At 69.4% G+C, this 26,548-nt stretch carries 26 protein-coding genes; 18 read left to right on the top strand and 8 right to left on the bottom strand.

Annotation, left to right across the window (positions count from 1 at the left end):
* Positions 1-72 precede the first annotated feature (72 nt).
* A complete protein-coding gene (locus tag A9X03_RS22565) occupies positions 73-903 on the bottom strand; it encodes a carbon-nitrogen hydrolase family protein (protein WP_067757620.1) in 831 nt (276 codons plus the stop codon).
* A gap of 25 nt (positions 904-928) precedes the next feature.
* Positions 929-1,453 carry a DUF2505 domain-containing protein gene (locus A9X03_RS22560; RefSeq protein WP_067757623.1) on the bottom strand — a complete coding sequence of 175 codons (525 nt, stop codon included), beginning with the start codon at positions 1,451-1,453 and terminating at the stop codon, positions 929-931.
* A 26-nt stretch (positions 1,454-1,479) separates the two neighbouring features.
* Between A9X03_RS22560 and A9X03_RS22555 the strand changes: the two genes are divergently transcribed.
* Positions 1,480-2,586 (top strand): UDP-N-acetylmuramate dehydrogenase, encoded by a 1,107-nt coding sequence (locus A9X03_RS22555; RefSeq protein WP_067757629.1) that lies wholly within the window; start codon positions 1,480-1,482, stop codon positions 2,584-2,586.
* A gap of 60 nt (positions 2,587-2,646) precedes the next feature.
* Positions 2,647-3,981 carry an Ig-like domain-containing protein gene (locus tag A9X03_RS22550; RefSeq protein WP_068263048.1) on the top strand — a complete coding sequence of 445 codons (1,335 nt, stop codon included), beginning with the start codon at positions 2,647-2,649 and terminating at the stop codon, positions 3,979-3,981.
* Here the strand turns inward: A9X03_RS22550 and A9X03_RS22545 are convergent.
* Complete coding sequence (locus A9X03_RS22545) at positions 3,953-4,714, bottom strand: SDR family NAD(P)-dependent oxidoreductase (protein WP_067757634.1); 762 nt, start codon at positions 4,712-4,714, stop codon at positions 3,953-3,955. The two genes, A9X03_RS22550 and A9X03_RS22545, sit on opposite strands and share 29 nt — an antisense overlap.
* A gap of 242 nt (positions 4,715-4,956) precedes the next feature.
* Between A9X03_RS22545 and A9X03_RS22540 the strand changes: the two genes are divergently transcribed.
* From A9X03_RS22540 to regX, 6 genes are all read left to right on the top strand, one after another.
* The gene (locus tag A9X03_RS22540; RefSeq protein ID WP_231975438.1) at positions 4,957-6,207 is read left to right on the top strand and encodes an ROK family transcriptional regulator; all 1,251 of its coding nucleotides are present in this window, start codon (positions 4,957-4,959) and stop codon (positions 6,205-6,207) included.
* Positions 6,208-6,236: 29 nt separating this feature from the next.
* On the top strand, positions 6,237-7,538 hold the full coding sequence (gene mshA, locus A9X03_RS22535; protein WP_231975437.1) for a D-inositol-3-phosphate glycosyltransferase: 1,302 nt from the start codon (positions 6,237-6,239) through the stop codon (positions 7,536-7,538).
* Positions 7,535-8,044 carry a YbjN domain-containing protein gene (locus A9X03_RS22530; protein ID WP_067757647.1) on the top strand — a complete coding sequence of 170 codons (510 nt, stop codon included), beginning with the start codon at positions 7,535-7,537 and terminating at the stop codon, positions 8,042-8,044. Before mshA ends, A9X03_RS22530 begins: the two co-directional genes overlap by 4 nt.
* A gap of 10 nt (positions 8,045-8,054) precedes the next feature.
* The gene (locus tag A9X03_RS22525; RefSeq protein ID WP_067757650.1) at positions 8,055-8,804 is read left to right on the top strand and encodes a phosphoglyceromutase; all 750 of its coding nucleotides are present in this window, start codon (positions 8,055-8,057) and stop codon (positions 8,802-8,804) included.
* A gap of 152 nt (positions 8,805-8,956) precedes the next feature.
* A complete protein-coding gene (locus A9X03_RS22520) occupies positions 8,957-10,177 on the top strand; it encodes a cell wall metabolism sensor histidine kinase WalK (protein ID WP_156746637.1) in 1,221 nt (406 codons plus the stop codon).
* A 46-nt stretch (positions 10,178-10,223) separates the two neighbouring features.
* Positions 10,224-10,907, top strand: coding sequence for a two-component sensory transduction protein RegX (gene regX / locus A9X03_RS22515; RefSeq protein ID WP_007167631.1), 684 nt, complete (start codon positions 10,224-10,226; stop codon positions 10,905-10,907).
* Here the strand turns inward: regX and A9X03_RS22510 are convergent.
* A complete protein-coding gene (locus A9X03_RS22510; RefSeq protein ID WP_067757656.1) occupies positions 10,904-11,401 on the bottom strand; it encodes a hypothetical protein in 498 nt (165 codons plus the stop codon). The two genes, regX and A9X03_RS22510, sit on opposite strands and share 4 nt — an antisense overlap.
* Before the next feature lie 766 nt (positions 11,402-12,167).
* Here A9X03_RS22510 and A9X03_RS22505 point away from each other — a divergent pair.
* The 4 genes from A9X03_RS22505 to A9X03_RS30920 all read left to right on the top strand — a co-directional run bounded on the left by A9X03_RS22505 (position 12,168) and on the right by A9X03_RS30920 (position 17,174).
* Positions 12,168-12,590 carry an MmpS family transport accessory protein gene (locus tag A9X03_RS22505; protein WP_197499033.1) on the top strand — a complete coding sequence of 141 codons (423 nt, stop codon included), beginning with the start codon at positions 12,168-12,170 and terminating at the stop codon, positions 12,588-12,590.
* The gene (locus A9X03_RS22500) at positions 12,587-15,523 is read left to right on the top strand and encodes an RND family transporter (RefSeq protein WP_068263035.1); all 2,937 of its coding nucleotides are present in this window, start codon (positions 12,587-12,589) and stop codon (positions 15,521-15,523) included. The genes A9X03_RS22505 and A9X03_RS22500 overlap by 4 nt, the downstream gene beginning before the upstream one ends.
* Before the next feature lie 170 nt (positions 15,524-15,693).
* Positions 15,694-16,890 carry a PPE family protein gene (locus A9X03_RS30695; RefSeq protein WP_068263030.1) on the top strand — a complete coding sequence of 399 codons (1,197 nt, stop codon included), beginning with the start codon at positions 15,694-15,696 and terminating at the stop codon, positions 16,888-16,890.
* Positions 16,887-17,174, top strand: a complete 288-nt coding sequence (locus A9X03_RS30920) for a hypothetical protein (RefSeq protein WP_082950513.1) — start codon at positions 16,887-16,889, stop codon at positions 17,172-17,174. The genes A9X03_RS30695 and A9X03_RS30920 overlap by 4 nt, the downstream gene beginning before the upstream one ends.
* Here A9X03_RS30920 and A9X03_RS22490 read toward each other — a convergent pair.
* The 3 genes from A9X03_RS22490 to A9X03_RS22480 are packed head-to-tail and all read right to left on the bottom strand — an operon-like array spanning position 17,125 to position 20,248.
* The gene (locus tag A9X03_RS22490) at positions 17,125-18,975 is read right to left on the bottom strand and encodes a GMC family oxidoreductase (RefSeq protein WP_068263026.1); all 1,851 of its coding nucleotides are present in this window, start codon (positions 18,973-18,975) and stop codon (positions 17,125-17,127) included. The genes A9X03_RS30920 and A9X03_RS22490 overlap by 50 nt on opposite strands.
* On the bottom strand, positions 18,972-19,301 hold the full coding sequence (locus A9X03_RS22485; RefSeq protein ID WP_067757671.1) for a hypothetical protein: 330 nt from the start codon (positions 19,299-19,301) through the stop codon (positions 18,972-18,974). The genes A9X03_RS22490 and A9X03_RS22485 overlap by 4 nt, the downstream gene beginning before the upstream one ends.
* Entirely contained in the window at positions 19,298-20,248 is a 951-nt protein-coding gene (locus A9X03_RS22480; RefSeq protein WP_068263021.1) for a hypothetical protein, read from the bottom strand. Before A9X03_RS22480 ends, A9X03_RS22485 begins: the two co-directional genes overlap by 4 nt.
* A gap of 42 nt (positions 20,249-20,290) precedes the next feature.
* Between A9X03_RS22480 and A9X03_RS22475 the strand changes: the two genes are divergently transcribed.
* Positions 20,291-21,043 (top strand): FadR/GntR family transcriptional regulator, encoded by a 753-nt coding sequence (locus tag A9X03_RS22475; protein WP_068018079.1) that lies wholly within the window; start codon positions 20,291-20,293, stop codon positions 21,041-21,043.
* Here the strand turns inward: A9X03_RS22475 and A9X03_RS22470 are convergent.
* Positions 21,006-21,800, bottom strand: a complete 795-nt coding sequence (locus A9X03_RS22470) for a hypothetical protein (protein WP_067757682.1) — start codon at positions 21,798-21,800, stop codon at positions 21,006-21,008. The genes A9X03_RS22475 and A9X03_RS22470 overlap by 38 nt on opposite strands.
* Positions 21,801-21,920: 120 nt before the next feature.
* On the opposite strand from A9X03_RS22470, the gene A9X03_RS22465 reads away from it, so the two are divergent.
* From A9X03_RS22465 to proC, 5 genes are read left to right on the top strand one after another with little or no spacing between them, the layout of a single operon-like run.
* Positions 21,921-22,937, top strand: coding sequence for a Ppx/GppA phosphatase family protein (locus tag A9X03_RS22465; protein WP_067306251.1), 1,017 nt, complete (start codon positions 21,921-21,923; stop codon positions 22,935-22,937).
* Entirely contained in the window at positions 22,934-23,878 is a 945-nt protein-coding gene (locus A9X03_RS22460) for a hypothetical protein (RefSeq protein WP_068018082.1), read from the top strand. The genes A9X03_RS22465 and A9X03_RS22460 overlap by 4 nt, the downstream gene beginning before the upstream one ends.
* A 24-nt stretch (positions 23,879-23,902) precedes the next feature.
* Entirely contained in the window at positions 23,903-24,745 is an 843-nt protein-coding gene (locus tag A9X03_RS22455) for a sugar phosphate isomerase/epimerase (RefSeq protein ID WP_067757688.1), read from the top strand.
* A gap of 15 nt (positions 24,746-24,760) precedes the next feature.
* Positions 24,761-25,603, top strand: coding sequence for a thioesterase family protein (locus A9X03_RS22450; protein WP_067757691.1), 843 nt, complete (start codon positions 24,761-24,763; stop codon positions 25,601-25,603).
* A 27-nt stretch (positions 25,604-25,630) separates the two neighbouring features.
* On the top strand, positions 25,631-26,506 hold the full coding sequence (proC, locus tag A9X03_RS22445) for a pyrroline-5-carboxylate reductase (RefSeq protein ID WP_197694439.1): 876 nt from the start codon (positions 25,631-25,633) through the stop codon (positions 26,504-26,506).
* Positions 26,507-26,548: the final 42 nt, after the last annotated feature.

The following is a 26,548-nucleotide window of genomic DNA, read 5'->3' as shown; positions in this document are numbered from 1 at the left end:
GACCGAACGGGCCTTGGTTGCCGGGACGGCCCCACGTCGAAGGGTCCTGGTTCGGCGGTCCTTGTGGGTTCGTCACCCGACTGATTCTGCCCTATCGAGCTGAGCGAAATCTGAGTGGTTGCGCAGCACCGCGATGCTCTCGCGCGCCTTGACGACCCGGTCGACGTCGATGTCGGCCACCACCAACTGCGGCCCGGACCCGGCCGACGCGACGACTTCACCGAACGGCGAGGCCACCAGGCTGCCACCCACCCCGGTGGGCGCGCCCGACTCCGTCAGCGGTGCGCCCGGGTCGGCCTGGCCGGCCGCCGCAACGTAACTCATCGAGTCGAGGGCGCGGGCCCGCGCCAGGAGCGTCCACTGGTCGAGCTTGCCGGGCCCCGAGCCCCACGACGCGCACACGGCGATCAGCTGGGCGCCGCGGCGGGCCAGCTCGGTGTACAGCGCCGGGAAGCGGATGTCGTAGCAGACGGACAACCCCACCCGGACGCCGGCGACCGTGATCACCACCGGCTCGTGGCCGGGGGCCACGGTGCGCGACTCGGTGAAGCCGAAGGCGTCGTAGAGGTGGATCTTGTCGTAGTGCGCGTTCGGCTCGTTGGGGCTGCCCGGACCGGCCGCGATCAGCGTGTTCTTCACCCGGCCGTCCCCGGCCGGCGTGAACATGCCGGCGATCACCGTGATTCCGCAGTCGGTCGCGATCCGTCGCACACCCGTCGCCCACGGCCCGTCGACCGGCTCGGCGACGGGCGCCAGCGGAACGCCGAACCGGCACATGGTCGCCTCCGGGAACACCACCAACTGGGCACCCGCGTCGGCGGCCTGCGCGCTGTACTCGCGGACCAGCCCTAGGTTGGCGGCCGGGTCGGTCCCGCTGAGGATTTGGGCCAGCGCGATTCGCATGGGCGCCAGCTTAGGCTCGCCGCCCTCATACCGTTTTGGCGATCCACTCCGTGGTGAACCGTTGCTCCGCCGCCACCAGCTCGGCCAACTGGGTGCCGATGATGTTCTCCAGCTTGCCGCCGATGATCGGGACGCGCACCTGGACGGTGGCCCGGAACGTCAGCCGGGCGCCGCCCGTCTCCAGGATCGGCAACAGCGTCGCGGTGCCGGTCAGGTTGACCGGGGCGTCCAGAATCGAGCCGACGACGGTGCCCTGCGCGGTGCCGTCGGCGACCGGTCCCCACACTTCCTCTCGCCGGATGCGCAGATCGCCGCTGTGCAGCTGCGTGACCATCCCGGGCAGCTTGTGGCTGTGGATCACTTGCACGGTGACGACCTCGACGGTGTCGTCGTCCCCGGTTTCGCCACCGACCCGCATCGATTCCAGCGTGGCGATGTCAACGCCGGATCCGGCCAGCCGTGCCCGCCAATAGGTCTCGTCCGTGAACGCCCGATGAACCTCTTCAACGCTGCCGTCGTAGTCGGCCGACAAGTCGAATGAACGCGGCATAGCAGGTGAGGCTACCGTTACGGGCCATGAAATCCAGCGACGCCGGTCCGACGTTCGCCGGCGCGCAGGTCGCCGAAGCAGTGTCGCTCGCGCCGCTGACGACGTTGCGGGTGGGGCCGGTGGCCCGCCGCCTGATCACCTGCGCCAGCACCGACCAGGTGATCGCTGTGGTGCGGGAGCTGGATGCCGAAAGCCGTGGGGGAGAACGTTCCCCGGTGCTGGTGTTCGCCGGCGGGTCCAACCTGGTGATCGCGGACAGCCTGACGGACCTGACCGCGGTGCGGTTGGCCAACAGCGGCATCACGATCGACAACACCCTGGTGCGCGCGGAGGCGGGCGCGGTGTGGGACGACGTCGTGGTAGCCGCCATCGAGCATGGTCTGGGCGGGCTGGAATGCCTGTCCGGGATTCCCGGTTCGGCCGGGGCCACCCCGGTGCAAAATGTCGGAGCCTACGGCGCCGAGGTCTCCGACACCATCACCCGCGTGCGGATCCTGGACCGCGACAGCGGGGAGGTGCGCTGGGTGCCGGGCGGCGAGCTCGGCTTCGGCTATCGCACCAGCGTGCTGAAGCAGGCCGGCCCCGAAACCCCTTGGGTGGTATTGGAAGTCGAGTTCGCGCTGGACGCCTCGGGCCAGAGCGCGCCGCTGCGCTACGGGGAGCTGGCGGCCGCGTTGGGCGTGAGCGGCGGCGAGCGGGCCGACCCACGGGCGGTGCGCCGGGCGGTGCTCACGCTGCGGGGCCGCAAGGGCATGGTGCTCGACCCGGACGACCACGACACCTGGAGCGTGGGTTCATTCTTCACCAACCCGGTGGTCGCACCCGAGGTTTACGAGCGGCTGGCCCACACTTTCGGAGACGACCGCGGCCCGGTTCCGCACTACCCGGCCCCCGACGGCGTCAAGCTGGCCGCCGGCTGGCTGGTGGAGCGGGCCGGCTTCGCCAAGGGATATCCGGACGATCCGGGGGCCCGGTGCCGGCTGTCCACCAAGCACGCGCTGGCGCTGACCAACCGCGGCGGGGCCACCACCGAAGAGGTGATCGCGCTGGCCCGGGTCATCCGCGACGGGGTTCGTGATGTGTTTGGTGTCACATTGAAACCGGAGCCGGTCCTGCTCGGCTGCAGGCTATAGCTCCGAATCCGCCGACGCCCGAATTGTCGCGGCGGAGTTGGTGGATTTTGCCCGGTATCTTTGACTTTCGTGAGCACGTCGCGCGACCCGCAGCCGATCAACCGGCGCGTGGCTTTGGCGACCCTCGGACTGGGGATGTTCGCCCCCAGTGTCTTGGCCGCGTGCGGCGGCCCGGCCGCCAAGCAGGCCGAGAAGAAGGAGCAGCCCGCGCCGAAGCTGAAGTTCCAGCCGGCCGATGCGACCGAGAACGTGGTACCGATCGCGCCGATCAGCGTCGAGATCAGCGACGGCTGGTTCCAGTACGTGACGCTGACCAATTCCGCGGGCAAGGCCGTGGCGGGCAAGTTCAACTCCGACCGCACCGTCTACAGCACCACCGAGCCGCTGGGCTACGACGCGACCTACACCTGGAGCGGCTCGGCCGTGGGGCACGACGGCAAGGCCATCCCGGTGACGGGCAAGTTCACCACCGTGACGCCCACCAAGAAGATCGGCGGGGCATTCCAGTTGGCCGACGGCCAGACCGTCGGGGTCGCGGCGCCGATCATCATCCAGTTCGACGCGCCGATCACCGACAAGGCCGCCGTCGAGAAGGCGTTGACCGTCACCACCAACCCGCCCGTCGAGGGCAGTTGGGCCTGGTTGCCCGACGAGGCGCAGGGCGCCCGCGTGCACTACCGCACCCGCGAGTACTACCCGGCGGGCACCACGGTCAACGTCGACGCCAAGTTGTATGGGCTGCCGTTCGGCGACAGCGCCTACGGCGCCGACGACATCTCGCTGAACATCCAGATCGGTCGCCGGCAGGTGGTCAAGGCCGAGGTCTCGTCGCACCGCATCCAGGTGGTCAGGGACGAAGGCGTCATCATGGACTTCCCGTGCAGCTACGGCGAGGCCGACAAGGCGCGCAACGTCACCCGCAACGGCATCCACGTGGTCACCGAGAAGTACGCGGACTTCTACATGTCCAACCCGGCCGCCGGCTACAGCCACGTGCACGAACGGTGGGCGGTGCGGATCTCGAACAACGGCGAGTTCATCCACGCCAATCCGATGAGTGCGGGCGCGCAGGGCAACACCAACGTCACCAACGGCTGCATCAACCTGTCGACCGGCGACGCGGAGCAGTACTACCAGTCCGCGATGTACGGCGACCCGGTCGAGGTGACGGGCAGCTCGATCCAGCTGTCCTACTCCGACGGCGACATCTGGGACTGGGCCGTCGACTGGGACACCTGGGTCGCGATGTCGGCGCTGCCGCCGCCCACGGCGCACCCGCCGTCAACCCAGATCCCGGTGACCGCGCCGGTGACGCCGTCGACCGCCCCGAGCCTGTCCGGCACGCCGACGACGACCACCACCTCGCCTAGTCCGGGGACTGGCCCCGGCGGTTAAAGCGGGTGGCCGACGCCTGGTCGCGCGGCTTCATGACGATCAGGTCGAGGTCGACGTGCGGCGGCCGCGAGGCCACGAAGCCGATCACTTCGGCGACGTCGGCGGCCACCAACGGCGTGAGGCCGGTGTACACCGAGTCGGCGCGTTGCTGATCGCCGTCGAAGCGGACCAGCGAAAACTCCGTCTCGACCGCGCCCGGCGCGATCTCGGTCAGCCGAACCGGCTTGCCCAGCAGCTCACCGCGCAGCGTGCGGTGCAACGCCCCCTGCGCGTGTTTGGCCGCCGTGTAACCGGCGCCCCCGTCGTAAACCTCAAGTGCGGCAACCGAAGTAACCGTGACGATCAGCCCGTCGCCCGAGTCGATGAGCTTGGGCAGCAGCGCGCGGGTGACCCGCAGCGTGCCCATCACGTTGGTCTCCCACATCCATCGCCAATGCTCGAAGTCGGCTTCGGCGACTGGCGCCAGGCCGCGGGCGCCCCCGGCGTTGTTGACCAGCACGTCGACCCGGCTCAGCTCGTCGGCGAGCGCGGTGACCGCGGCGTCGTCTGTGACGTCGGCCACAATGGCGGTTCCGCCGATCTCCCTCGCCAGGGCGTTGATGCGGTCGGCCCGGCGCGCGACCGCGACCACGTGAAAGCCCTGCGCAGCGAGGGTCTGGGCCGTCGCCTCGCCGATTCCGGAGCTGGCCCCCGTGACCACGGCGACGCGTTCATTCCTGACATTTCCAGTCATAGAAACAACCTTAGTGAGCGTGCTAAATTTTCGAGGTGCACCTCAGCGCCCTGTCCAGCACCACCACCGCGTGTCTCTGCGCGGCGGGTGCGTGTTGTTGTCGCGCACTTTGCCGCTCCTGACTTTCAGGTGTGGCCAGTGACGGCCAACAAAGACTCGGACAAAGGACGCTCGTGCGCTCGAATACCCTCACCCAGACTCATCATTCGCCCACCCGTGCCACCTACAAGGGCCACCGGTCGGTGCGGCGTCAGATCGTGCCGCCGGCCCTGCACATCGCCGACTCGGCGGCGGCCTCGGTTTTCCGGGCCGTCCGCTTGCGCGGCCCCGTCGGCCGTGACGTCATCGCCGGCGTCACCTCGCTGAGCATCGCGACGGTCAACCGCCAGGTCATCGCCCTGCTCGAGGCCGGTTTGCTGCGGGAACGCGCCGACCTGGCCGTCTCCGGCGCGATCGGTCGGCCCCGCGTGCCGGTCGAGGTCAACCACGAACCGTTCGTGACGCTGGGCATCCACATCGGCGCCCGCACCACCAGCATCGTGGCCACCGACCTGTTCGGTCGCACGCTCGACACCGTCGAGACGCCGACACCGCTCAGCCCCGCCGGGCCCGCCCTGGCGACGCTGGCCGAGAGCGCCGCCCGCTACCTGCAGCGCTGGCATCGGCGGCGCCCGCTGTGGGTCGGCGTCGCGATCGGCGGCACGGTCGACAGCGCGACCGGCCACGTCGACCACCCGCGGCTCGGCTGGCGGCAGGCGCCGGTTGGCCCCGTGCTGGCCGATGCGCTGGGACTGCCCGTCTCGGTGGCCTCGCACGTCGACGCCATGGCCGGGGCCGAGCTGCTGCTCGGACTGCGGCGATTCGTGCCCAGCTCGCCCACCAGCCTGTACGTCTACGCCCGTGAGACCGTGGGCTACGCACTGGTGATCGGCGGGCGGGTGCACTGCCCGGCCAGCGGCCCGGGCACGATCGCCGCCCTGCCCGCCCACTCCGAGTTGCTGGGCGGCACCGGCCAGCTGGAATCCACCGTCAGCGACGAGGCGGTCCTGACCGCCGCGCGCCGGCTGCGCATCCTGCCGTTCGCGCCCGCGGGCCGCCCGAACGCGTCGGCGGCCGGCATCAACGATCTGCTGCGGCTGGCCCGCGGCGGCAACGAGCAGGCGAAACAGCTGCTCAACGAGCGGGGCCGGGTGCTCGGGCAGGCCGTGGCGTTGCTGCGCGACATGCTCAACCCCGACGAGCTGGTAGTCGGCGGCCAGGCCTTCACCGAGTATCCCGAGGGCATGGAGCACGTCGAGGTGGCGTTCGCCGAGCACTCGGTGTTGCCGGCACGCGACATCCGCGTCACCGTCTTCGGGAACCGGGTGCAGGAGGCCGGCGCCGGAACCGTGTCGCTGGGCGGGCTGTATGCCGACCCGCTCGGTGCGATGCGCCGCGCGGGGGCGCTGGGCCCGCGGCTGCGCGACGTCTCCGCCGACGAGCCTTCCGCTTAACGCGAAGCCGTGTCCTGGGCGCTGGGCTCGTGGGCCGAACGTCCTGTAAAGATGAAAGAGTGCGGCACGATGACGTCTTCCGGCTGAAACCGCGCCGCGTCGCAGTGTTGGCGGTGCACACTTCGCCCCTGGCGCAGCCGGGCACCGGCGACGCCGGGGGCATGAACGTCTACGTGCTGCAGACCGCGTTGCACCTGGCGCGCCGCGGCATCGAGGTGGAGATCTTCACCCGGGCCACCGCGTCCGCCGACCCGCCCGTCGCCCGGGTGGCGCCCGGCGTGCTGGTGCGCAACGTGGTGGCGGGGCCGTTCGAGGGGCTGGACAAATACGACCTGCCCACCCAGCTGTGCGCGTTCGCCGCGGGGGTGCTGCGCGCCGAAGCGTCGCACGAGCCGGGCTATTACGACATCGTGCATTCGCACTACTGGCTGTCCGGACAGGTCGGCTGGCTGGCCCGCGACCGCTGGGCGGTGCCGCTGGTGCACACCGCGCACACGCTCGCCGCGGTCAAGAATGCCGCGCTGGCCGCGGGTGACGCGCCCGAGCCGCCGCTGCGCACGGTCGGCGAGCAGCAGGTCGTCGACGAGGCGGACCGGCTGATCGTCAACACCGATGACGAAGCCAGGCAATTGATTTCGATCCACCGCGCCGACCCGGCCCGCATCGACGTGGTCCACCCCGGCGTCGATCTCGAGGTGTTCCGCCCGGGTGAGCGCCGCGCGGCCCGGGCCGCCCTGGGGCTGCCGCTCGACGAGGACGTGGTGGCGTTCGTCGGGCGAATCCAGCCGTTGAAGGCCCCCGACATCGTGCTGCGGGCCGCCGCGAAACTGCCGGGCGTGCGCATCGTGGTCGCCGGCGGCCCGTCGGGCAGCGGCCTGGCCTCCCCGGACGGGCTGCGGCGGCTCGCCGACGAACTCGGCATCGCCGCGCGGGTGACTTTCCTGCCCCCGCAGTCCCGCTCGGACCTGGCCACCCTGTTCCAGGCCGCCAGCCTGGTCGCGGTGCCGAGCTATTCGGAGTCGTTCGGCCTGGTCGCCGTCGAGGCCCAGGCCTGTGGCACCCCGGTGGTGGCCGCCGCGGTCGGCGGTCTCCCGGTGGCCGTGCGGGACGGGATCACCGGCACGCTGGTGGCCGGCCATGACGTCGATCGGTGGGCGGACGCGCTGGACCGGATGCTGCGCTTGCCGGCGCCGCAGGCCGAGGCGATGAGCCGGGCCGCCGCCGCACACGCGGCCACGTTCTCCTGGGAGAACACCACCGACGCGCTGCTGACCAGCTATCGCCGCGCGATCAGCGGGTACACCGCCGAGCGCCGCGGGGTCGGCGCGTGAGCCCCACGGTCGAGCGCGTGATCGAGGACGCGCTGCAGGCCAGCGGTCTTGTGTACTCGAAACACGACGGCGCGCACGGCGGCCGGTCGGGACTGGTGGTGGAGCTGCCCGGCGAGCGCAAGCTCAAGACCAACACCATCCTGAGCGTCGGCGAGCACTCGGTGCGCATCGAGGCGTTCGTGTGCCGCAGGCCCGACGAGAACCACGAGGGGGTCTACCGCTTCCTGCTCAGGCGCAACCGCCGCCTCTACGGCGTGGCCTACACGCTGGACAACGTCGGCGACATCTACCTGGTGGGACGCATGTCACTCGCGTCCGTGGACGCCGACGAGATCGACCGGGTGCTCGGGCAGGTGCTCGAAGCGGTCGACGCGGACTTCAATACGTTGCTGGAGTTGGGATTTCGCTCGTCGATCCAAAAAGAGTGGGACTGGCGGGTGTCTCGCGGCGAGTCGCTGAAGAACCTGCAGGCGTTCGCTCATTTGATCGACGAAGACGACGAATAAGCTAGCCGGCATGGGAGATACCGGCACGTTGGTGCTGCTCCGCCACGGCGAGAGCGAATGGAACGCAAGCAACCAGTTCACCGGATGGGTCGACGTGGACCTGACCGAGAAGGGCCGGGCCGAGGCGGTGCGCAGCGGCGAGCTGCTGGCCGAGCAGAACCTGTTGCCCGACGTCCTTTACACGTCGCTGCTGCGCCGCGCGATCACCACCGCGCACCTGGCCCTCGACGCCGCCGACCGGTTGTGGATTCCGGTGCGGCGCAGCTGGCGGCTCAACGAACGGCACTACGGGGCGCTGCAGGGCCTCAACAAGGCGGAGACCAAGGACCGCTACGGCGAGGAGCAGTTCATGACCTGGCGGCGCAGCTACGACACGCCGCCGCCACCGATCGAGAAGGGCAGCCAGTTCAGCCAGGACACCGACCCCCGCTACGCCGACATCGGGGGCGGCCCGCTGACCGAATGCCTGGCCGACGTGGTCGTGCGTTTCCTGCCGTATTTCACCGACGTCATCGTCCCGGACCTGCGCAGTGGCAAGACGGTGCTGATCGTCGCGCACGGCAACTCGCTGCGGGCCCTGGTGAAGTACCTCGACCAGATGTCCGACGACGACGTCGTCGGGCTGAACATCCCGACCGGGATTCCGCTGCGCTACGACCTCGACGCCGACCTGCGGCCGGTGGTCGCGGGCGGCACCTACCTCGACCCGGAGGCCGCCGCCGCGGGCGCCGCGGCGGTTGCCAGCCAGGGGCGCCGGTAAAACCGGCCACCGGCCCAAAGCGAGTTTCAAAGGCCTGTTTGCCGAACATCGCGTTAACGGGAGTGGAACACCTGAAGCGAAAAGTGTGACTTGTCCGATTTTGGCCTCGTTCCGCTAGGGCAGCGTTTCCGAAGATTTGTAGGATTTGCTATGTGACTGTGTTCTCGGCGCTGTTGCTGGCCGGGGTCTTGTCCGTGCTGGGGCTGGCCATAGGTGTGGCAGCCGGGACCCGGCTGTCGCCGAAAGCCGCTCATCGCAGGCAGCGGGTCAGCACCGAGTGGACCGGGATAACGGTCGCGCAAATGCTGCAACGCATCGTCGCGCTGATGCCGCTCGGGGTGGCGGTCGTCGATTCTCACCGCGACGTCGTCTACCTCAACGATCGGGCCAGGGAGCTGGGCCTGGTGCGCGACCGCCAGCTCGACGACCAGGCGTGGGAAGCGGCGCAGCAGGCGCTCGGCGGCGTCGACGTGGAGTTCGACCTGCGGCCGGCCAAACGGGCGGCCGGCCGGTCCGGCCTGTCCGTGCACGGCCAGGCGCGGTTGCTCAGCGAGGAAGACCGGCGGTTCGCCGTGGTGTTCGCCCACGATCAGTCCGACTACGCGCGCATGGAGGCGACCAGGCGCGACTTTGTGGCCAACGTCAGCCACGAGCTCAAGACCCCGGTGGGCGCCATGGCCCTGCTCGCCGAGGCGCTGTTGGCGTCCTCGGACGACTCCGAAACCGTTCGCCGGTTTGCCGAGCGGGTGCTCGTCGAAGCCAACCGGCTGGGGGACATGGTCGCCGAGCTGATCGAGCTGTCCCGGCTGCAGGGTGCCGAACGGTTGCCCAACGTGACCGAGGTCGACGTGGATACCGTTGTGTCCGAGGCGATTTCACGGCACAAGGTGGCCGCCGACAACGCCCAGATCGAGGTTCGCACCGACGCGCCCAGCGGCCTCCGGGTGCTGGGCGACGAGACGCTTCTGGTCACCGCGCTGGCCAACCTGGTGTCCAACGCGATCGCCTATTCGCCACCCGGTTCACCGGTCTCGATCAGCCGCCGCCGCCGTGGCGACAACATCGAGATCGCCGTGACCGACCGGGGCATCGGGATCGCGCTGGAGGATCAGGAGCGGGTCTTCGAGCGGTTCTTCCGGGGGGACAAGGCACGCTCGCGCGCCACCGGCGGCAGCGGGCTGGGCCTGGCCATCGTCAAACATGTCGCGGCCAATCACAACGGCAGCATCGGGGTGTGGAGCAAGCCGGGCACCGGTTCCACGTTCACGCTGTCGATTCCGGCCTATAAGGACAACGACGAAGAACCCGAGCAACCGCAGGGTCGCGACGTGCGGCCCAACAGGTTACAACGAGAGGAAGAACTGAGTAGATGACCCGCGCGTACGACAATGCAGAGCAAAGCGATGAGGAGTCGCGCTGATGACCAGTGTGCTGATCGTGGAGGACGAGGAGTCGCTGGCCGATCCGCTGGCATTCCTGTTGCGCAAGGAGGGCTTCGAGGCCACCGTCGTGACGGATGGACAGGCCGCACTGGCCGAGTTCGACCGTGGCGGCGCCGACATCGTGCTGCTCGACTTGATGCTGCCCGGCATGTCGGGGACCGACGTGTGCAAGCAGCTGCGTGCTCGTTCCAGCGTGCCGGTGATCATGGTGACCGCGCGGGACAGCGAGATCGACAAGGTCGTCGGGCTGGAACTCGGCGCCGACGACTACGTGACCAAGCCGTATTCGGCGCGCGAGTTGATCGCCCGGATTCGCGCGGTGCTCCGCCGCGGCGGTGACGACGACTCCGAGATCAGCGACGGTGTGCTCGAGTCCGGGCCGGTGCGGATGGACGTCGAGCGCCACGTCGTCTCGGTCAACGGTGACACGATCACGCTGCCGCTCAAGGAGTTTGACCTGCTCGAGTACCTGATGCGCAACAGCGGGCGGGTGCTGACCCGCGGGCAGTTGATCGATCGGGTGTGGGGCGCCGACTACGTCGGCGACACCAAGACGCTCGACGTCCACGTCAAGCGTCTGCGGTCCAAGATCGAAGCCGACCCGGCCAACCCGGTCCACCTGGTCACCGTGCGGGGACTGGGCTACAAGCTGGAGGGCTAGACCCTGGGGATGAGTGGTCCGCGGCTGGTTGGTTCGTTCGTCGTGATGGTCACGTCCGTCTGGCCGACCAACCGGTAATGCAGACGGCGCCGGGCGTCGTCGTCGATTGTGACGGTGAAGACGTACGTCCCCAGCTTCTCCAACTGAAGCACGGGCATATTGACCGCGAACGCCACCGACTGGGTTTCGCCGTCCTCAACATCGCGCCGTCGGCCAACGTTGAATCGAAAATGCGCCCGGAACGGTTCCCGCTCGCCGAATCCCTTGTCGACCTCGACCGGATGGCCGTCCTCGTCCGCCAGGTCGACGGTGACGGTGTGCTCTTCGTTGGTAGCGGTCCACGGGACCTCGGCGATGATTCCGAGGGCCAACGAAACCGTGAAGGGCCCTGAGCGTCCCGCCGGAATGACCGCCCGGTCTACGCCGCCGCCCATGACGTACAACAAGTTGTTCTGCGCCTCGGCGTGGTTGCACAGAATTGTCGTTAACTCCATCGGTTGCTCCCGCAGACGACAGTTGCTAGCTGGGCGGTCACACCATATCCGATCTGGCGGGGAAGCGGGATTATCGCGCCGCCCTGGCGCCCTCGCGCTGACCCTTCTTTTTCGCACGGGTCGAGCAGCAATGCGACATTTCGCAATGGAACTGGTCACTGCATTCATGCGAACAATAAATTGAAGCGGCCGGAAGCCAGTCCGGGTCGGACAAGTCGCGCGGTCGGTCGTTGGGATCGAACGTGTGGCCGCAATGCACGCAGGTCCTGACCTTGGTAGCCATGTCGTCAGGGTACGCGCGGGGGCCCTCAATCGCTGCCCGTTTCCGCATTTCGCAGAAATGCCAAGTGCGCAATTCAACCGGAAATCGCCGGCGCCAGCGAATTAGTTTTTCAAACTAACTCGGTCGTCGGCGGATGTCGATCGCGGCGCGGTTCGACACGACCGTCGCGGCGATCACGATGAATTCGACGGCGCGGCAGGCCAATAGGCGCCGGGCCGGCATCCGGCAGCGAAATGTCCTGCGGCGCAGGCCGTTCCAGGCCCGTGATGCCGGCCGGCGGCGGCGAGTGGCCCAAGGCGGCTTTCGGCGAGCGGTGTGGTCACGGCCCGGGCGGCGACGTGGCCCCGAACACGTCGGCGCAGCCGAAGGAATTAATTCGGCAGCCATGACGTTCGGGGTAGCCGTGGCGCGCGACGAAATGCTCGAACGGGTGAACTGTCTTAGCATCAGCCCATTGGTCGACCGTGATCGGGGGGAACGGTGTTGACGCTTCTCAAGCGGGCATGGGTTCCCGTGGTCGTGGTGGTGGCGGTGATCATCGGCGGCGTCGCGGTGGACCGCCTCAACGGCGTTTTCCCGGGACCCGGCCTGCCCAAGCCCGATCCGCGGGACGCGACCCCGCCCTACGCCGCCAAGACCGCCGTCTACGAAATCCTGGGGCCAGCCGGGACCACCGGCGTCGTCAACTGGATGGATGCCGACGCGCAACCGCAGAAGGCCAACTTCACCACGTTGCCGTGGTCGACGACGATCGTCGCCCAGATGCCCGGCATCTTCGCCTACGTCGTCGCGCAAGGTGACAGCCCCTCCATCGGCTGCCGGATCACGGTCGACGGCAAGTTGGTCGATCAACGGCAAGCCGAGACGCGCAATGCGCAGGTCTCCTGCCTGGACAAGTCCGCATGACCGACAACACCAGCGACACCGACGAAATACCCGTCGCACAACCCACCGAAGTCGAGCACAAGCCGCGTATCGCCCGCGCCGTCCGCGTCCTGGCGCTGCCGATCGTCTTCTGCTGGGTGCTGATCGCGGTCGGCGTCAACGTCTTCGTCCCACAGTTGGAGAAGGTTGCCGAGGAGATCTCCGTTCCGCTCTCGCCGTCCGACGCACCGTCGGTCACCGGGATGAAGCACATCGGCGAGAAGTTCAAGGAGTACGACTCCGACAACCTCGTCCTGGTCACCCTGGTCGGTGATAAACCGCTCGGCCCGGACGCGCACCGGTTCTACGACGACCTAGTCAAAAAGATCCAGGCCGACCACGAACACGTCGAGCACGCGCTGAACTTCTGGGGACAGCGCTTCACGTCCTCAGGTGTGGAGAGCTACGACCATAAGGCCGCCTACGTCCAGGTCAACCTCAAAGGCGATCAGGGAGGGGCGGTCGGCGACGAATCCGTTGCCGCGGTGCGCAAGATCGTCGCGGACTCCACGCCGCCCGCCGGCGTCAAGGCCTACGTCGCGGGCCAGGGAGCGCTGACCGCCGACGTGATCGTTGTCGGTGACAAGAGCCTGGCCAAAATCACCATCATCACGGTCGTCATCATCGCGATCATGCTGATGTTCGTTTACCGGTCCATCGGCACCGTGTTGCTGACCATGTTCATCCTCTTCATTGGGCTGCTGTCCGGCCGCGGCGTGGTGTCGCTGCTGGGCGAAACCGGCGTCATGGGGTTGTCGACCTTCGCCGTGAACCTGCTGACCTCACTCGCGATCGCGGCGGGTACCGATTACGCGATTTTCATGGTGGGCCGCTACCAGGAGGGCCGTGAACGCGGTCTGGACCGGGAAGCCGCCTATTACGACACCTTCGCCGGTGTCAGCAAGGTGGTCCTGGGCTCGGGTCTGACCATTGTTGGGGCGCTGGCCTGCTTGAAGTTCACCCGGCTGCCTTACTTCAGTTCGCTGGCGTTCCCGTGCGCGATCGGTCTGCTGGTGGTGGTGGCGGCCGGGGTCACGCTGACGCCCGCTCTCATCGCAGTCGCCAGTGGCTTCGGTCTTCTGGACCCCAAGCGCAAGTTCAACTACACCCGGTGGCGCCGCCTGGCGACGGCCATCGTGCGCTGGCCGGCGCCCATCCTCGCCATTTCCGTCATCCTTGCGATCGTTGGCGCCCTTGGTCTCGCCGGCTTCACCCCGCGCTACAACGACCTCTACTACCTGCCGCATAGCGCCGCCTCGGTCCAGGCCTACGACGCGGCCGACCGGCACTTCACCCAGGCCCGTCTCAACCCGGACCTGCTGATGATCGAATCGGACCACGATCTGCGCAATCCCCGAGACATGCTGGTGCTGGACAAGGTTGCCGGTGCCATCTTCCGGGTGCCGGGCATCGAACGGGTGCAGAGCATCACCCGACCGCTCGGCCCACCGATCGAAGACGGGTCAATTCCGTTCCAGCTCAGCGTGCAAACCGCGCCGATCCGTGACAACCTCAACTACCTGAGAGACCGCGTCGGCGACATCAAGAAGATCACCGGGTTCCTCGACACCCAGATCTCCCTGCTGGAACGCCAGTACGCGATCACCCAGAAGCTCGCCAACGCGACGGACGACAGCGCAAAAACCACGGCGGAGACCGCCGCCATCACCGACGAAATTCGCGACCACATCGCCGATTTCGACGACTTCTGGCGACCGATCCGCAGCTACTTCTACTGGGAGAGGCACTGCTACGACATCCCGATGTGCTGGTCGCTGCGTAGCCTGTTCGACGCCTTGGACGGGTTTGATCAGCTCGCCGAGAAGTTCCACGCCCTCACCAGCGATCTCACCAACACGGCCGCGGCCACGCGCGAATTGTTGGCGATCATTCCGGAGAACATCGCCGTGTCGAAGGCGATCCGGGATACGACGCTGACCATTTACAGCTCGTTCGACAGTCTGATCGACCAGTTCGACCGGCTCACCGACACCAATGCTGTGATGGGTAAGTCGTTCAACGACGCTCGGGTGGAGAGCCTGTTTTACCTGCCGCCGGAGATCTTCCAGAACTCCGATTTCCAGTTCGGGTTGAGCCTGATGGTGTCGCCCGACGGAAAGGCCGCGCGCTTCATCATCACTCACTCCCTGGACCCGGCAACCGCGGAAGGCATCAAGTCCGTCGAGCAAGAGCGCAACGCGGCCAAGGAGGCGCTGAAGCTCACCTCGCTGGAGAACGCCGACATCTACCTCGGCGGCACCGCCGCGACATTCAACGACATCGCCACCGGCGCCTGGTATGACCTGCTGATCGCCGCGGTGGCGTCGATCGTGCTGATCTTCATCATCATGGTGATCGTCACCCGCGCTCTGGTCGCGGCGGGCGTCATCGTCGGCACGATCGTGCTGTCGCTGGGAGCGGCGTTCGGATTCTCGACGCTGATCTGGCAGCATCTGGGCCACTTCCAGTTGCACTGGGTGGCAACGGAATTCGCGCTGATCGTGCTCTTGGCGGTGGGGTCTGATTACAACCTGATGCTGGTGTCGCGGATCGAGGAGGAGATCGGGGCCGGCCTGAACACCGGACTCATCCGCGGCGTCGGCGTGACGGGCCCGGTGGTGTCCGCGGCCGGTGTGGTGTTCGCCGTGACCATGGCCGCGATGCTCTCCAGCGATCTGCGGGCGATCGGTCAGTTCGGTACGACGATCGGTATCGGTCTGATGTTCGACACCTTCGTCGTTCGGACGCTGATCACGCCGTCGATCATGACGCTGATGGGCCGCTGGTTCTGGTGGCCGAAGCGGGTCCGGGTCCGCCCGGCCAGCCAGATGCTTCGGTCCGTCGGGCCGCGCCCGCTGGTTCGTGCGCTGCTGCACCAGCCGCGGCACGCGGCCGCGCCGGATCCGCAGACGTAACCGCCTAGCTTCCCGGGCATTTCGCGGCGGCCGCCTGCGGCCTGATTGTCACGCGCCGTTTACGACATTTGCTGGTACTCGACCGCCAGGCACGTTATTCTATCGCCGTTGAAAAATTATTCTATGGCTGTTGAAAATCGGGCCCACCCGCCGCGGAGAGGACTGCCGACATGGACTTTGCGTCGCTGCCTCCGGAGATCAACTCCGGGCTGATGTACTCCGGGCCCGGGGCGGGGCCGATGCTCGCGGCCGCGGCGGGTTGGGAAGCGTTGGCCGCGCAGCTGGAATCCACCGCGGCCGGCTACGCGACCGAGCTGGCGGGTCTGACCGGCCAGGCATGGTCCGGCCCGTCGTCGCTGCTGATGACGGCGGCGGCCACACCCTACGTGCAGTGGCTGTCCAGCGCCGCCGCGCAGGCCGCGCAGACCGGCGTGCAGGCCTACGCGGCGGGCGCCGCGTACGAGGCGGCGTTTGCGATGACCGTGCCGCCGCCGGTGATCGCTGCCAACCGGGCGCAATTGCTGGCGCTGATCGCGACCAACTTCTTCGGTCAGAACACCCCGGCGATCGCGGCCACCGAGGCTCAATACCTGCAGATGTGGGTCGAAGACGCCAGCGCGATGTACGGCTATTCCGCCGCCTGCGAGATCGCCAGCAGGCTGACCCCGTTCGACGAGCCGCCGCGGACCACGAACCCGGCCGGGCAGGGCGCCCAGGCCCAGACGCTGGCGGCGCAGGCCACCGGCAACGCCACCCGGCAGCTGGCTTCGGCCAATGCCACGATGCACACCGCCACCGCCGCCACGCCCGTCGCGCCAGGCGAAACGGTCACCGCCCCACCGGGCAGCACCATCGCCATCGGCACCAACACGGGCATGTACCTCAACAGCGGCTCGATCACCATCACGGGCTCCGGCACCAACCTCATCAGCTTCGGATCCGTTATCGTCAACCCCGGCAGCACAATTCACACGCTGATCGACTGTTCCGAGGGTGGTGTTCTGGTCCCTGGCGGCGTCGACGTCACCGCCGGGTCCAGCCCGCTCGTCCTGACCCCGGGATCGTTCCAGGAGGTCCTGGTCACCCTCGTCAACGGCTCCGCCACACTCCCCGTCGTCGGGGCGGAACAGGTCGCGGTCCAGACCATCGGCAACACGGCCACCGCCATCGCCGGCCCCGCGGGCGCGTCCATCACCAACGTCTTCGGCACCGTCAGCATCGCCACGGTCACGCCGATACCCAGCCCGACCGGCGCATTGGGGGCTCCGCTGGCCGCGCCGGGACTCGCGGGTACCGCCGGGATTGAGCCCCAGCTCGACGTGGATGGGCTATTGGATTGGGCCCAAACGCTTTCCGGCGCCGGATGAGGGACATGCCGACAGACCCAAACGCGCGGCCCGCATGGCCGTTTCACCCGGCGTGCGGGGTCGGTGCCCCGTCCGCCGGGATGGGTGACGCGGATTCACTCGGTCCGCTGTCGGTGCCCGCGGCCTGGACGACGAACGCCCCGGAGGCGAGGGCGGCTCCGCGTGCTCTACCGGACGCCCGCGTCGACGCCGCCCGGCCCGGGCGTACGTTTCGGCCGGCGTTGATGGCGACGATCACCGGGCACCCATCACCTCGTCGGCCACGCCCAGCGCCAGCGCCATGATCGACACCTGCGGGTTGACCTCCGGGCAGCTCGGCAGGATCGAGGCGTCGGCCACCCACACGCCGTCCACGCCGCGCAACCGCCCCGCCTCGTCGACCGGGCACAACTGATCGTCGGCGCCCGCGGCGGCCGTGCCGGTCGGGTGGAAGGCGGCCAGGTGCAGGCTTCGGGGATCGCTGCGCCGCAACGCATCCCGCAGGGCGGGCAGCGACGTCACCGTCATCGCGCCGGGCAGACCGGTGAGCACCTCGGTCGCGCCGGCGGCGAACAACAGCCGGCCCATCGCCTCGATCGCCACCACGAGCTTGCCGACGTCGGTGGGGGCGATGTTGTAGCGCACCAGCGTCTCACCGCGCACCGTGGACACCGACCCGACACCGCGGTCGGCCACCATGGCGCCGAACGTGGCCACCCGGGGCGCGGCGTCCAGCCAGCCGAGCAGCTCGGCGCCGTAGCCGGGATACACCATCGAACCCATTCCGGGCGGGGTGGACGTGGCCTCGATCAGCACGCCGTGCGACTCGTGCAGCTCGTGTACCGCGGCGCTTTGCAGCACCCCGTGCCAGGCGACGACGTCGTCCTCGAAGCGCCCCGCGAGCATCGTCGCGGGATGCAGCGCCAGGTTGCGGCCGAGTCGCGGGTGCGAGCCGAAAGCGCTGCGCCGCAACAATCCCGGCGTCTCGGTGGCGCCGGCCGCCACGATGACGGTGTCGGCCAGGACGTCCAGTGCCGTGCCGTCGGGCCGGCGGGCCCGCACGCCGCGGGCGCGCCCGCGGCGGTGCAGCACCCGCTCGACGCGGGCCTCGGAGATGATCCGCGCGCCCGCCGCGCACGCCTGCGGCAGCGCGTTGAGGTGCACGCCGAACTTGGCGTTACGCGGGCACCCGATCGCGCACTGGCAGCACCCTTCGCAGCCCGGTGCGTTGCGCGGAATGGGCGCCGCCCGCCAGCCCAGCGTGGTGGCGGCGTCCAGCAGCAGCCGGCCGTTGCGGCCCATGATCTCCAGCGGCACCGGGGCGACCTGCAGCGTGCGCTCGACGTCGTCGAGGCGCTCGCCCAGCCGGTCGGGATCGGCCAGGGTGAGCCCGAAGTCGTCGCGCCAGCGCCGCTGCACCGCCGGCGGCGGGCGGTAGCAGGTGCCGGAATTCACCACCGTGGTGCCGCCGACCGCCCGGCCGATGGGCAGCACCACCGACGGGCGCCCCAGGGCGACGGTGGCGCCGGCCCCGCGGTACAGCCCGGCATAGCGATCGATCGGATGGGTGGTCCGGAATTCCCCGACGGTCCAGCGGCGTCCCTCCTCGAGGACGACGACGTCCAGTCCGGCCCGCGCCAGGGTGCGGGCCACCATCGCGCCGCCGGCTCCGGACCCCACGATCACCGCGTCGGCGGTGACGACGGAGCGGCTCTCGGCCGACGAGGCGATGTTCAACGCCGCATCCGGCCGGGCCGTCCCGTGCTGGCTCGCGTGCGAAAGAAGCTCGGGCGCATAGGTTTCCGCGCCGTTGGCCAGCAACGCGATCGCCTTCAATGCCTCGACGGCCGCGCCGGCGTCCGGACTGAGCGCGGCGACCCGGCGCAGCACCTGCTCGCGTCGGTCGGGGCCGAGCCGCGACATCGACCGGCCGGTGGTGACGTAGCTGGCCGCGGCCAGCGTGAGCAGCCCGGCACGCGCCGCCACCCGTGACGTCGTCGGCAGCTGCCGCAGGTAGCGCTCGACGCGCTGCGTCAGCTCGGAGGCCGCCGGGCCGCCGAGTTCCTCGGGCAGCAGCGCGGTGCCGAACGAGCCGACCAGGCTCATATCAGCCGCGCGAGGCGGCGGCCCAGCTTGATGAAGAACGGGTAGGTGGCGAAGATGGCGCCCGCCGCAGCGTGCAGGGGCCACTCCGCCTTGGCGGTGTCCACGCGGAAAATGCCGCTGTTCCACATGAAGTCGCGGCCGTTGCGGGCGCGGAAGGGGCGCCACAGCACCCCGAGGCCGGGCACGTTGTTGTAGAGCCCGAATGACCCGCCGAAGAAGACGCCCAGGGTGGCGGCCTCCGCAACGTCGCGCTGGTCGGCGGGCAGCCGCCGCTCGATGAGCACGCCGGAGGCGAACAGCAGTGGTGGGTCGAGCAGAAAGCTCATGTCGGGATCCTTTCGTTGACATCCGGTGCCGCATCGCCGCGCAGGCCCACCTCGGCGTGCCCGGTGCCCAGTACCGACCATTGCCGGTCGTCGATCTCGATGTGGACGTCGGCTTGTTCGGTGTTCGTGCACACCGCCCTGCCGCCGTCGGGGTCGGTGTATTCCAGGCTCACGCACTTCTCCGCCGGCTGGTCGATCCGGATGAGCACCCGCCGACCGCCGATGCGTCCCTCCAGCTGCCAGTGCGCCACGCCGAGGGTGGTCCGCATCCGCAGTGACGGCAATGGACCTGCGGGCCAATCCCTTCCGTCGATGCGAAACCGGACGAACGCCAGCGGGGCCAGCCTGCGCAACCCCGGCTTGTGCGAGACGGCGCTGACCGCCTCCACCACATCGCCGTTGCCGAGGTCGGCGTGCACCCATCCCCAGCGCTTGGCGTTGCCGTGCCCGTAGATGTGGGCGACCCCGCCGCGCCACCCCTCGAGGCGCAAAGCGGTGTCGGCCACGGTGAGCGAGCCGGCGAAGTCGGCGGTGGGGGCGAGGACGACCTGGGCGCCCGGCAGCAGCTCGCGGTCCCAGGCCGCGCGGGGAAACGTCCACAGCGGTGCGCCCGTTTCGGCCCAGGACAGGTCCCAGGCGATTGAGCCGGCGCGCCCGGTCAGCTGTTTGTCGCCCACCCGCGCGCCCGCGGCGTCGAACCACCAGGGGCCGGACGGGGGCTGGGCGGGCGCGGGACCGAACCGCTCGGTGCGGGGCGGGCCGTCGGCGGGGAACCAGGTGGCCCAGCCGTGCGCGTAGGCGTCGCCCCGGAGCGGGGCGACCGTCTCGCAGTGCACCCACAGTCCGGCGCGGGTCCGGGGATCCGACAGCGTGGCGTACCAGACTTCCAGGCGGCCGGCCTTGCCGCGCCAGCGCGGCGCCGATGCCGATCGCGTGTCGTCGTCCATTGCTCACCTCCCGTGGGTTCGTCCACTATATTGGTTGAGCCAATGAACCAGTCAAGTCCGCTTCGTCCGGTGGATCGTCAGCGCGTCGACGAACAGGTCGCCGCGTCGATCGCCGATGCCATCCTCGACGGCGCGTTTCCGCCGGGCACGGCGTTGCCGCCCGAGCGCGAACTGGCCGAGCGGCTCGGCGTCAACCGCACGTCTCTGCGGCAGGGCCTGGCCAGGCTGCAACAGATGGGTCTGATCGAGGCCCGGCACGGCAGCGGCAACGTGGTCGCGGACCCGCAGGCGCTCACCCACCCCGCGGTGGTGGAGGCGCTGGTCCGCAAGCTAGGGCCCGAATTCCTGGTGGAGCTGTTCGAGATCCGGGCCGCCCTGGGCCCGCTGATCGGCCGCTCGGCCGCGCGGCACGGCGGCCCCGAGAACGCCGGGGCACTGCGCGACGCGCTGGCCGCGATGCGCGAGGCCGACGGTGCGCAGGCGCGCCAAGCCGCCGACCTGGCCTACTTCCGGGTGCTCATCCAGCAGAGCCGTAACCGGGCGCTGGTATTGCTGTATCGCTGGGTGGAGCACGCATTCGGCGGCCGGGAGCACGAGCTCACCGCCGCCTACGACGACGCCGCGCCCGTGGTGGCCGGGCTGAGCGCGATCACCGACGCGGTGCTGGCGGGCGACGAGGCGGGGGCCGCCGCGGCGGTCGAGGCGTACCTGCACGCCAGCGCGCAGCGAATGCTCTTGTCCTACAACAAGACTGGTGCTACTCGGCGAGCCGAGTCGCCGGATGCACCGCGATGAGCCCCAACTTGCCGCGGCGCTTGCACATCGCCGCCAGCTCCGCGTAGGCCTTGGCGCCGAGCAGCTCGGTGAGCTCGTCGGCCATGCTCTCCCACACCTGCTTGGCGCCGACGTGGGCGCCGGGGTCGCCGGTGCAGTACCAGTGCAGGTCGGCGCCGCCGGAACCCCAACCGCGGCGGTCGTATTCGGTGACCCAGGTCTTGAGTATCTCGGTCCCGTCGGGCCGGGTCACCCACTCCTGGCTGCGCCGGATCGGCAGCTGCCAGCAGACGTCGGGCTTCATGGTCAGCGGCGCGACGCCGAGCTTGAGGGCCTTGCTGTGCAGGGCGCATCCGACGCCGCCGGGGAAGCCGGGCCGGTTCAGGAAGATGCAGGCGTCCTTGTGTTTGCGCGTGCGGTACTGCGGCTGCCCGTCGTGCTCGTCGAGCTCCAGATACCCCTTGCGGCCCAAGCCCTTTTCGCGGAATTGCCAGTCCTCGTCGGTCAGCTGCTGCACGGCGTCGTCGAGCCGGGCGCGGTCGTCGTCGTCGGACAGGAACGCCCCGTGCGAGCAGCAGCCGTCGTCCGGGCGGCCCGCCACCGTGCCGTGGCAGGCGGGCGTGCCGAACACGCAAGTCCACCGCGACAGCAGCCAGGTGAGGTCGGCCGCGATCAGGTGCTCGGGGTTGTCCGGGTCATAGAACTCCACCCACTCACGGGCGAAGTCCAGTTCGACCTCGTGTCCCGGCTCAGGGTAGGAATTCGCCACGGCGTCCACGTTAGTCGACAAAACCGGCTCTTCGGCCCGCTGACACTCGGGGCCCGACGGATCAAGATCGGCAACGTCCCCAGCGGGCCGCAACGCGCGGCCCACCCGTATCCGACTAGGTTGTTTCCCGTGCGATTGGGCGTGCTCGACGTGGGCAGCAACACGGTTCACCTCTTGGTGGTTGATGCGCACCGTGGCGGGCATCCCACGCCCATGAGTTCGACGAAGGCCACGCTGCGATTGGCCGAGTCGATCGACAGCTCGGGCAAGATCACCAAGCGCGGCGCCGAGAAGCTGATCTCCACGATCGACGAGTTCGCCAAGATCGCGGACAGCTCCGGGTGCGCCGAGCTGATGGCGTTCGCCACCTCGGCGCTGCGCGACGCGGTGAACTCCGACGACGTGCTCGCCCGCGTCCGCAAGGAAACCGGCGTCGAGCTGGAGGCGCTCAGCGGGGTCGACGAGTCGCGGCTGACCTTCCTGGCGGTGCGCCGGTGGTACGGCTGGAGCGCGGGGCGGATCATCAACCTCGACATCGGCGGCGGCTCGCTCGAGATGTCCAGCGGCGTCGACGAGGAGCCCGAGGTGGCGCTGTCTTTGCCGCTGGGCGCCGGCCGGCTGACCCGCGAATGGCTACCCGACGACCCGCCCGGGCGGCGCAGGGTCGGGATGCTGCGGGACTGGCTGGACGCCGAGCTCGCCGAGGCCAGCGAGCAGGTGCTCGACGCCGGCGCGCCCGACCTGGCGGTGGCGACGTCGAAGACGTTTCGCTCGCTCGCGCGGCTGACGGGCGCGGCGCCGTCGGCTGCAGGACCGCGGGTGAAGAGGACGCTCACAGCAAACGGCCTCAGGCAACTCATATCTTTCATCTCTAGGATGACGACCGCTGACCGGGCAGAACTGGAAGGGGTGAGCGCCGAGCGCGCGCCACAGATCGTGGCGGGTGCGCTGGTGGCGGAGGCGAGTATGCGAGCGCTGTCGATCGAATCGGTGGATATCTGCCCGTGGGCGTTACGGGAAGGTCTCATCTTGCGCAAACTCGACAGCGAAGCCGACGGAACGCCCCTCATGAAGCGATCCGTGCGCGATGCTGGAGGGCAGGCAGGTGATCGGGACGGCAACCGATCGAGAGGCGACAAAGCATGACCGGACCACACTCCGAGACCGAGAGCCCCGGCACTCGGCCGATCTCGGTGGCCGAACTTCTGGCCAGGAACGGAACCATCGGCGCCCCCGCGGTCACGCGGCGCAGGCGCAGGCGGCGCGGCGATAGCGACGCGGTCACCGTCGCCGAGCTGACCGGTGAGATCCCGATCATCCGTGACGACGACGAGGACCCGCGCACGGCCGAACGGCCGGCCGCCGAGGAAACCGAGGCCGAGCAGCAAACCGAAGACAAGCCCGCGGCCGCGTACTGGTCGCAGCCCGAGCCGCGTTGGCCCAAGTCGCCGTCTCAGCCCAAGAAGGCCTCCGGCCCCGAGCGCAGCGCGTACCCGCGCCCGATGAGCCACGGCGAGGCGGGGGAGACCAACGGCATCGGGCAATCGGGCGCCGAGGACATGAATCCCGATCCGCTGGACCACTACACCGATCTGCCGGTGGACGTGATGGATTCGGAGGTCCGCGACGCCGAGCCCGCGCTGGAGGATTCCGCCTATGTGCGCTCCTACCTGCAGACCGAGGCCGACGAGGACGAAGAGGACGCGGAGGACCCGTTCGCCGCCGGTTTGTTGCCGCACGAGGAGCGCGACGAGGACCCCCCCGACGGCGCGACCGAGGGGGTGGCCACGGCGACCGACGCCCACGCGGGCCCGGGCAGGTTCGAGGCGTTGTGGCGCGGCAGCCTGGTCGTCTTCCAGTCGATCCTCGCCGTGGCCTTCGGCGCCGGCCTGTTCGTCGCCTTCGACGAGCTGTGGCGCTGGAACAGCATCGTGGCGCTGGTGCTCTCGGTGCTGGTGATCCTCGGCCTGGTCGTCGGCGTCCGGGTGGTGCGCAAGACCGAGGACATCGCGAGCACATTGATCGCGGTCGCGGTGGGGGCGCTGATCACCCTGGGCCCGTTGGCGCTGTCGTTGCAGTCGGGCTAGGCGGACCGGGGACCACACAGACCGTTGCGCCCAGCTATCAAAGTCGGACTCTCAACGGCTTCGGTGTACCCATTGCGGGCCGAGGCCGCGTTCGAGTACGCCGCGCGGCTCGGGTACGACGGCGTCGAGCTGATGGTGTGGGCCGAGTCGGTCAGCCAGGACATCGACGCCATCGAAAAGCTGTCCCGGCGCTATCGCGTCCCGGTGCTGTCCGTGCACGCGCCCTGCCTGCTGATCTCGCAGCGGGTCTGGGGCGCCAACCCGATCCCCAAGCTGGACCGCAGCGTGCGGGCCGCCGAACAACTCGGCGCGCAGACCGTCGTCGTGCATCCGCCTTTTCGCTGGCAGCGGCGCTACGCCGAGGGGTTCAGCGACCAGGTCGCCGAGCTGGAAGCCTCGAGTGACGTGCTGATCGCGGTGGAGAACATGTTCCCGTTCCGGGCGGACCGGTTCTTCGGCTCGGGCCAATCGCTGGAGCGGATGCGCAGGCGGGGCGGCGGCCCCGGCCCGGCGATCTCGGCGTTCGCACCCTCCTACGACCCGCTGGACGGCAACCACGCCCACTACACGCTGGACTTGTCCCACACCGCGACCGCGGGCAGCGACTCGCTGGACATGGCGCAGCGGATGGGCGGCGGATTGGTGCACCTGCACCTGTGCGACGGCAGCGGCCTGCCCGCCGACGAGCACCTGGTGCCCGGGCGCGGCACCCAGCCCACCGCCGAGGTGTGCCAGATGCTGGCCGGCAGCCACTTCGCCGGCCACGTCATCCTGGAAGTTTCCACGTCCAGCGCGCGTTCAGCCAATGAGCGCGAGAGCATGCTCGCCGAATCGCTGCAGTTCGCCCGCACGCACCTGCTGCGCTGACAGACCCAGGAGACCATGAACGCGTTATTCACCACCGCGATGGCATTGCGGGAGGTCGGCCCCGGCGTCTTCGAGGGCGAGCTCGACAAGCACTGGACCATCGGTCCCAAGGTGCACGGCGGCGCCATGCTGGCGCTCTGCGCCAATGCCGCCCGCACCGCCTGCGGTGGGCCGTCGAGCGAGTTCGAACCGGTTCAGCAGCCGGTCGCGGTGTCGGCGAGCTTCCTGTGGGCCCCGGATCCGGGGCCGATGCACCTGGTGACGTCGATCCGCAAGCGCGGCCGCCGCATCAGCGTCGTCGACGTCGAGCTCACCCAGGGTGATCGGACCGCCGTGCACGCCGTAGTCAACCTCGGCGAGCCCGAACACTTTCCGCCCGACGGTGACGCCAAGCCCCTGCTGTCGGCCAACCCGGTGGTGGACCTGATGGCGCCCGAGCCGCCCGACGACATCGCCCCGATCGGGCCGGGCCACCCGCTGGCCGGCCTGGTGCACCTCGGCGAGGGCTGCGACGTCCGACCGGTGCTGTCGACGCTGGGTCCGACGGCCGACGGGGGCCCGCCGGTGATCCAGATGTGGGCGCGCCCCCGCGACGTCGCCCCGGACGCCCTGTTCGCGCTGATGTGCGGGGATCTGTCGGCGCCGGTGACCTTCGCCGTGGAACGCACCGGCTGGGCGCCCACCGTCCAACTGACCGCCTTCCTGCGCGGGCTGCCCGCCGACGGGTGGCTGCGAATCATCGCGACCTGCACGGAGATCGGGCACGACTGGTTCGACGAGGACCACACCGTCGTCGACAGCCTGGGCCGCCTCGTGGTGCAAGCCCGTCAACTGGCGCTGGTCCCTGCCGCTGGTTAGACGCCGGTGTCTGCGATGCTGTCGGGCATGGCAAGAATCGCGATCATCGGTGGCGGCAGCATCGGGGAGGCACTGCTGTCGGGTCTGCTGCGCGCGGGCCGGCAGGTCAAAGACCTGGTGGTGGCCGAACGCGTGCCCGAGCGCGCCCAGTACCTGGCCGACACCTATTCGGTGTTGATCACCTCGGTGGCCGACGCGGCGGAGAACGCGTCCTTCGTGGTGGTCGCGGTGAAGCCCACCGACGTGGAGCCGGTGCTGGCGGAGCTGACCCGGGCGGCGGCGGCGTCCGAGAGCGACACCGCCGAGCAGGTGTTCGTCACCGTCGCGGCGGGCATCGGCATCTCGTATTTCGAATCGAAGCTGCCCGCCGGGACGCCGGTGGTCCGGGCGATGCCCAACGCGGCGGCGCTCGTCGGCGCGGGGGTGACCGCGCTGGCCACGGGCCGGTTCGTCACCGCCCCGCAACTCGAGGGGGTATCGGCCCTGTTCGACTCCGTCGGTGGCGTGCTGACCGTGCCCGAGGCCCAGATGGACGCCGTGACCGCGCTGTCGGGGTCAGGCCCGGCCTACTTCTTCTTGATGGTCGAGGCGCTGATCGACGCCGGGGTGGCCGCCGGGCTGAGCCGGGAGGTGGCCACCGACCTGACGGCGCAGACGATGGCCGGATCCGCGGCGATGCTGCTGGAACGGATGGACGCCGACAGGCGGCCGGGGGAGGGCGAGACCCCGGGGCTGCGCGTGGACGCCACGGCGACGCAGCTGCGGGCGACCATCACCTCACCCGGCGGCACGACCGCCGCGGGGCTGCGGGAACTGGAACGGGGCGGCCTGCGGACGGCCGTCGACGCGGCCGTTCAGGCCGCCAAAACGCGCTCTGAGCAGCTAAGAATTACATCGGAGTAATCCAAGAAATTTGAACTGATTGTCCCCCACCAGTACCAGTAA

The sequence above is a fragment of the Mycobacterium sp. E1715 genome, assembly GCF_001667625.1.
Lineage (GTDB): Bacteria > Actinomycetota > Actinomycetes > Mycobacteriales > Mycobacteriaceae > Mycobacterium.
Note: the sequence above shows the minus strand (reverse complement) of the source record. Positions and strands in the feature narration are given on the sequence as shown.